Source organism: uncultured Thiodictyon sp., assembly GCF_903946935.1.
GTDB lineage: Bacteria > Pseudomonadota > Gammaproteobacteria > Chromatiales > Chromatiaceae > Thiodictyon.
In genome coordinates this window covers 1-6354 of sequence record NZ_CAJAXH010000309.1, presented here as the reverse complement: position 1 = coordinate 6354, position 6354 = coordinate 1, and the positions used below count along the sequence as shown (strand labels likewise).

Below are 6354 nucleotides of genomic sequence, written 5' to 3'. Positions count from 1 at the left end.
CGCGCCTCGAACAGCTCAACCTCTGGGGCTGAGTCGCCGCCTTTAGGCGGCCCAAGAACCGCGGGGCCGCGTTAGCGACCCCGTAGCCGCTTCGAGCGGCTCACGAATGAAAGCCCCCGGCTTTGCCGGGGGATGGTTACTATCTTACAGGAGGTTGTCCCGAAAGGTGGCGACGCAGATGCGATGCAGGTGTGTGCCTGGTCGCGATGCGGCTTGGCAAAGTATAATCGAACGGCGCCGTTTCAATCGTCATGGGTGGTCCCCTTCTGGTCACGCGCGGGTCAGCGCGCGTGCCGTCGGGTTAGGCGCGCGTGCTGAGCCATCTTATGGTCATCTGCGATGTCAGACGCGCCGTAACCCACCCTATGAGCTAACGGACCGGCAGGAACAGCTTCAAGGGCGCATCGAGAAAGGCGACCGCGCCATACCGGACATAAAACCCGGCCGCTTGCGCATCGAGTGCGTCAACGAATAGCCCCACCGCACCGGCGTGTTCACGAATCGCCCGCACGCGGTCCATGGCGGCCATCAGCAACAATTCGCCGAGCCTCTTGCCTTGATGGTGTCGATCGACGGCCAAGCGCCCGAGACGCACGCCGGGGATGATGCGGGGCAGTCGCTTGGCATAGGCCTCCGGTAGGGCGCGGGTATCCACCTCGGTGAGCGTCAATGCGTAGTAGCCCAGAATATCGGCGAGCGCCGCCTCCGGCACCGCCACAAAGGTCTTGGATAAACCCTTGTGCTGATGCTGGCTGGCGATTTTCGCCAGCCAGTCGTTGAGTTCGGCGCGCCCGCGCTCGAAGCCCTGGCGGTTATGGCTGCCAGTTAAAGCCTGAATCAGCATCGCGTCGCAATTCCTGATAACGCGCCTGGGCCGTGGCGAGGGCGGCATTCGGTGGCGGTGGATGCTCCAAGAGGTCAAGCAAGCGCTCCGCGTCGCGCCGGGAGAGTTTCAGCGTTTGCTCGCGCTCGATGACGGCCTGCGCTTCCGGCACCACCTTCACGACCACAAAGGTGATGTCGTCGCTCTGTAGGGCGGTGCCACGAAACGCCTCCAGTTCTTCGCGCAGGCAGGCGCTGATCTCTTCCGCCGTGCGGCCGGCCTGCCGCCGTATGAGCTCGGCCACCCGCTCCTTGCCATAGAATTCGCCGGCGCTGTTGGTCGTTTCCCAGATGCCATCGGTGCCGGCCAGAAAGAGGGTCCCGGGGGCGACGTCTGCCAATACGAACTCCTCATAGTTGTGGCCCGTCAGAATGCCCAGCGGTAGGCCGGCTCCATCCACGTCGATAAAGCGCTCCGCCTGCGGGTCGTAGATGAAGGGCATATCATGACCGGCCGAGGCCCAGCGCATTTCGCGGCGGGGGACATTGATGACCATCAGCAGCATGGTCATAAAGCGTCCACTGTCGCTGTCGTCGATGAGCAGCTCGTTCATGTGGTCCAACAGGTCGGCCAGGGACCCCGGTTTGCGTGAACGACTGCGCAGAATGCCGCGCGCCGTGGCCATGATCATGGCCGCGGCAATGCCGTGACCGCTCACATCGCCCAGGGCGACCGCGACCGTATCCTCCGGGAGGTCGAATAGATCCAAATAGTCGTAATAATCCCCCCCGGTTTCGTCGCAGTAGGTGCTGTGACCGGCCAGATCCAGTCCAGGGATGACCGGGGTCGCTTGTGGTAATAGCGTGCGTTGGACGTCCATCGCCATGGCCAGGGATTGGCGCATGCGTAGGCGGTCCCGCAGACCGGCCGTCATGGTATTGATTTCCTGCGAGAGTTGCGCCAACTCGGGCGATTGGTGCAAGGCCACCTGGGTATCCAGGTCGCCGGCACCAATACGGCGTGCATGAGCCACCAGGCTGAGGATGGGCGCGGTCATGGCCTTTGCCGCCAGCGAGCCCAGCCCGAGACCGAGCAGCACGACCACCAGCGCGATGCCGATGGCGATGCGCCGTCCGGCCTCGATTTCGGCCAGGAAATCGGCCTGTGGGACGACCGTGACGACCAGCCAATGCAGCCCGGTCGCATGGTGAAGCGGTGAAACCTTGATCAGTTGCCGCTGGCCGGCGATGTCGATGGCGTAGTGGGTGGCGGTATCCAGGGCGTCCAGCGCGCCGAGCCGGGTCTTCAGGAAGGCGCCAACGGCGGCGACCGTGGCATCCCGGTCGTCCCACGCCAGGACCGGGCGACCCTCGGCGGTGTTGAGCGGGGTGCCGGTTGAGCGTGCCGCGAGCCGGCCGTCGGTATACAGGATGAAGGCGAGCCCGGTCTGTCCGATCTGGATCTGACCCAGCGTGCTGGACAGCTCCTCCAGGCTCAATTCGCTGGCCAGCACACCGAGCAATTGGCCGGATGGATTGCGGTATGGCTGGCTATAGGCAATCGCCAGGGTGGCCTGCGGCGCACCATGCTTTGCGACCCAGGCATAGGGCTCGCTCCATGCCGGTATCCCCGCCGCGAGGCCCGCGCTGTACCAGGGGCGCCGGTGTGGGTCATAGGGTCTCGCCGCCAGCGGCGAAGCGGCGGTCTCGCCGCCTGGGCTGACGGCGAATTCCTCCAGGAGGCCATTGCTTTGGCTGTCCTTGATGGCCAGTGTATAGCCCTGATCGCCCGCATAGCGCGATACGGCGATGGCGTCGCCCGTCGTGGTCGCCCAGTCGAGCGCGGTGATGCCGGCGCTCGCGCTGGCCTCCGCCAACATGACCCTGGCCCAGGTCCGCGGGCGGGCCGGATCGAGCCGCCCCTCCCTGATCAGGGTCGCGTTGATTTGGTTGATTCGCCCAGGCTGGCTCAACAGTGCATTGGTCTGGTCGAGGACCTCCCGGTGGATCTGCGCGAGCTCATCGTAGGCCAGCCGCTGCATGGCCGTGCGCGTTTGGACCAGAAAGAGAATGATGATGACCGCGGCCGTCAGCAGGATCGGCAAGGCCAACAGCAGCGGGACCGTGACGCGTAGCGGGAGCTTTTGAAGAGGTCGGGAGATCATGATGGGTTCCAATGGTCTCTGCCGGATGCTACTGGATCGGCCGCGGGTCGTACAGATCAACCTGGGCGGTTTCCGGTGTTGCCCGGGCGAGGACGGCGGCGACTTCCGCCAGAGCGTGGGGCGGTTGCCAACGCCGGTAGCGCCGCTTGGGCCGGCGGGATTGCGCGTGACTCGTCGCGGCCGGGGGCCGTTCCTACGGAGCCAGACCGGCCGGGAGCGGCCCCAGGTCATAGACGGCGAGCTTGCCGCGCACCAGCGGGACCACCAGCCAGCAGGTGCCGGCACCCTTGGGCTCGGGCGCGCTGCAGCGCAGGTCGAAGTCCCAGAGCGGCAGCGGTGGGCTGCGGTCGGTCGGCAGGCGCAGGGTGAAGAGTGCGGTCTGGGTGTCTAGGTCCCAGAGCCGAACCGTGGCGTCGGTGCTCACGGTGGCGACCTGGTGTCCGCCGGGCAGGAAGCGGGCCTTGAAGACCGTCTGCTCGTGGCCTGGGAGCCGGGCCAGGGTCTTACCTGTCGTGGTGTCCAGGACGTTGAGTACATAATCGCGGCCGACAGCGGCGATGCGGCTGCCGTCGGCGCTGGTCTCGGCCCACATCAGACGGTCCGCTGCCGCCTGGTATTCGCGGGCCAGGATCGGCCGGTCCTCGGTGATGGACCAGATGCGGACCTTGCCGTCGTCCCTGTCCCCGGCAATGACCCGCGTTCCTTTAGGATCGAAGGCGACTGACATCGTTTTGCCCTTCGTCGAGCGGATGAATCGGCCCTTGCCGCTGCCGGTGTCGAATAGCCCGATCCGGCCGTCGTACCCAGCGGTGGCGAGCCGCCGGCCGTCCGGTGAGAAGACGACTGCACTGACTGCGTCCTCGTGACCGGCGAGGTCGAATGCCGGTGAGGGGTTGCCATCCGGGCCAATGCGCCAGAGCCGCGCCAGCTTGTCGAATCCCGCGCTGGCGAGCAGGGTGCCGTCCGGGGAGTAGGCGAGGCGCTGAATGATGGTTTGATGGGCCGTAGGAAGCTCCGCAATGGATTGGAGATCCGGTAGACCCCAGATCCGTAATGAGCCGTCGGCAAATCCAACTGCCACTGATCGGCCGTCCGGGGCGATCGTTGCGGATGCCGGCTCGCTCGGCAGATCCAGCAGGCGCTGATGCGGCAGACTCAAGGGCCAGCGCCGGACAGTCCCGTCGTTGGCGGCGGAATAGAGCGAACCGCCCTTGATGGCGATGCCCGTCACCCCGGCCTCGTGGCCTTGGAGCAGCCGCTGGGTTACTGTGCTCTCCGAGTCCCAGACCCTGATGGTGCGGTCGAATCCGGCGGCAGCGATCAGTGGTGCGGCGCCCGGCTCACCGGTTCGCTCAGTGAAGTCGATGCCAAAAACCATGTTTGCATGTCCGGTGAAGACTCGCAGCTGGGTGCCGTTCTGCACGTCCCAGAGGATGACTCGGCCGTCTACACCGCTGGTGGCGACCCGGGTTCCGTCGGCGGAAAATGCGATGCCATCCACATCGCCTTGGTGCCCGGTCAGCCGCGTCGTTTCCGCACCGGTCCTGGTATCCCAGATACGGGCGGTGTCGTCATAACTCGCGCTGGCCAGCCGGGTCCCGTCCAGGGAGAAGGCGAGTCCGGCGATCTCAGAAATCTGAGCCGAGTGACCGTTGAGAGTCCGCAGGACCTTGCCGGTCTTTGGATCCCAGAACGTGATGGCCTTGTCGTCCCCGCCGCTGGCGAGCAGGGCGCCGTCCGGACTGATCGCCAATGTATCGACCACCTCTGGCGCCTGCCACTTGCGGAGTTCGGCGGCGGGCCGATCCGCGCTCGGCAGGGTCCAGAGAATGATCTGTCGGTCTTTACCCGCACTGGCGAGCCAGTCGCAGTGGGGTTGGAAAACCAGACTGTAGACCGACCCGAGACGACCAGCCTTGGGGTCATGCCCTGTGAGACGCTGGACCAGTTTCCCGCTCTCCGCGTCAAATAGCACGACCGTACCCCGCTCACCGCTGGTGGCGACCCAGCGCCCGTCCGGACTGATCACGACCGAGAACAGTTTGGCGCCGGCCCCGATGTAAACCTTGTCCGCACTCCCGCCCATGATTGCCGCATAGCGCGCCAACAGGTCCCGCGCCAGCCGCCGGGTGGCCGGTATCTGCCCGTCCAGCCGGCGCGAACTGTCCAGCCGCTCCCGCGCCCCGGCATAGTCTTCAGTACGGGCCAGCAAGGCCGAGTGGGTAAGTATCGAGTCGAAAAGCTCCGCGGTACGCTCTCGTTCCAGGGTCTCTTTAGCCTCGCGCTGTCGGTCTTCCTCCGCTGCTGACTCTGTGAGGAAGGCTAGGGCGAGGTCGACCGATGCCTCGCCCTCCGCGGCATAGCGCAAGGCCCAGCGCCGCGTGTGCTCCAGGTCGGCAAGCCAGGGCCGCGCCAGTCCCAGTTCGGCGCCGGTCCAGGGGGTCGCCTCGCCCCGGTCGCGGCGGCGGCGGGCGTCGGACTCCAGCCGCCGGTAGATGGCCGCCTGGTCGGCCTCGGTCTCGGCCCATTGCTGGAGCCTGCGCCACTGGCGGATCAGTGATTCGTGTGCGATGTCGAGCATGGCGTCCGCGTCCAGCGCGGCCCCGCCCTCGCTCCCCGGCGGCGGGGGCATGAGGAAGCTGCGCCCCGCGGCGCGGAATGACTCGGCCACCGCGATCACCCGCCCCGCGTCCACCCCGGCCAGGTCCGCGACCTCGCTGACACGCACCGGCCGGCGGGTGTCGCGCCCATTCTCGCCGCGTCCGCTCAGGCTCCGGAACAGGGTCTCGGCAACGGGTCGCTCGGCCTCGGCGAGCTCCGCGTATGCCGCCTGCGCGTGTGCGTTGAGCGCCTCGGCAAGCCCGCCCAGCCGTTTGTACCCGGTCAGGGTCAGCCGGTGGTCGCCGGCCCCCAGGTCCCACAGCCGCATCAGCGCGTGCTGGAGCAGGGGCAGTTGGTCCTGCTCGCCGCGGGAGTCGTCCAACAGACGGCCCACCAGGTCCGCCTCCACCTCACCGCCGCACAGCCGGGCGGGGAGCCGGATGGCATCGGCCAGTTGCTCGGGCGCCAGGCGCGGGACCAGATAGAGCCCGGCGTTCACCGCCTCTGGCAGGCCCGGGTGACGGGCGCAGTCGCCCAGGAAGTCCGAGCGCATGGTGATGACCACATAGACCGCCGGGTGCTGGGCGGCGGCGAGCAGCAGTGCGACGAAGGCCCCGGCCTCGCGGGCGGCGGCGTCGCGGGTTTGCTCGTCGCCCTGGTCGGCAAAGCGGAACAGCTCCTCGAACTGGTCGACCAGGATCAGGAGGCGCGCGCCCTGGTCCAGCGGGCGCAGGCCCAACAACCAGTTGAGCGCCATCGGGCCTTT

At 67.0% G+C, this 6354-nt stretch carries 3 protein-coding genes; all 3 read right to left on the bottom strand.

Annotated features, from left to right (window positions below):
* Positions 1-370: 370 nt before the first annotated feature.
* A complete protein-coding gene (locus tag QZX93_RS26085) occupies positions 371-844 on the bottom strand; it encodes a GNAT family N-acetyltransferase (protein ID WP_295386458.1) in 474 nt (157 codons plus the stop codon).
* Positions 813-2987 (bottom strand): SpoIIE family protein phosphatase, encoded by a 2175-nt coding sequence (locus QZX93_RS26080; RefSeq protein WP_295386464.1) that lies wholly within the window; start codon positions 2985-2987, stop codon positions 813-815. The genes QZX93_RS26085 and QZX93_RS26080 overlap by 32 nt, the downstream gene beginning before the upstream one ends.
* A 193-nt stretch (positions 2988-3180) precedes the next feature.
* Positions 3181-6354, bottom strand: a 3174-nt coding sequence (locus tag QZX93_RS26075; protein ID WP_295395022.1) for a WD40 repeat domain-containing protein, incomplete at its 5' end; no start/stop codon positions are given.

Excerpts from the sequence above, each read along its gene's own strand:
- QZX93_RS26085 (WP_295386458.1), bottom strand. The coding sequence starts at position 844 with ATGCTGATTCAGGCTTTAACTGGCAGCCATAACCGCCAGGGCTTCGAG.
- QZX93_RS26080 (WP_295386464.1), bottom strand. The coding sequence starts at position 2,987 with ATGATCTCCCGACCTCTTCAAAAGCTCCCGCTACGCGTCACGGTCCCG.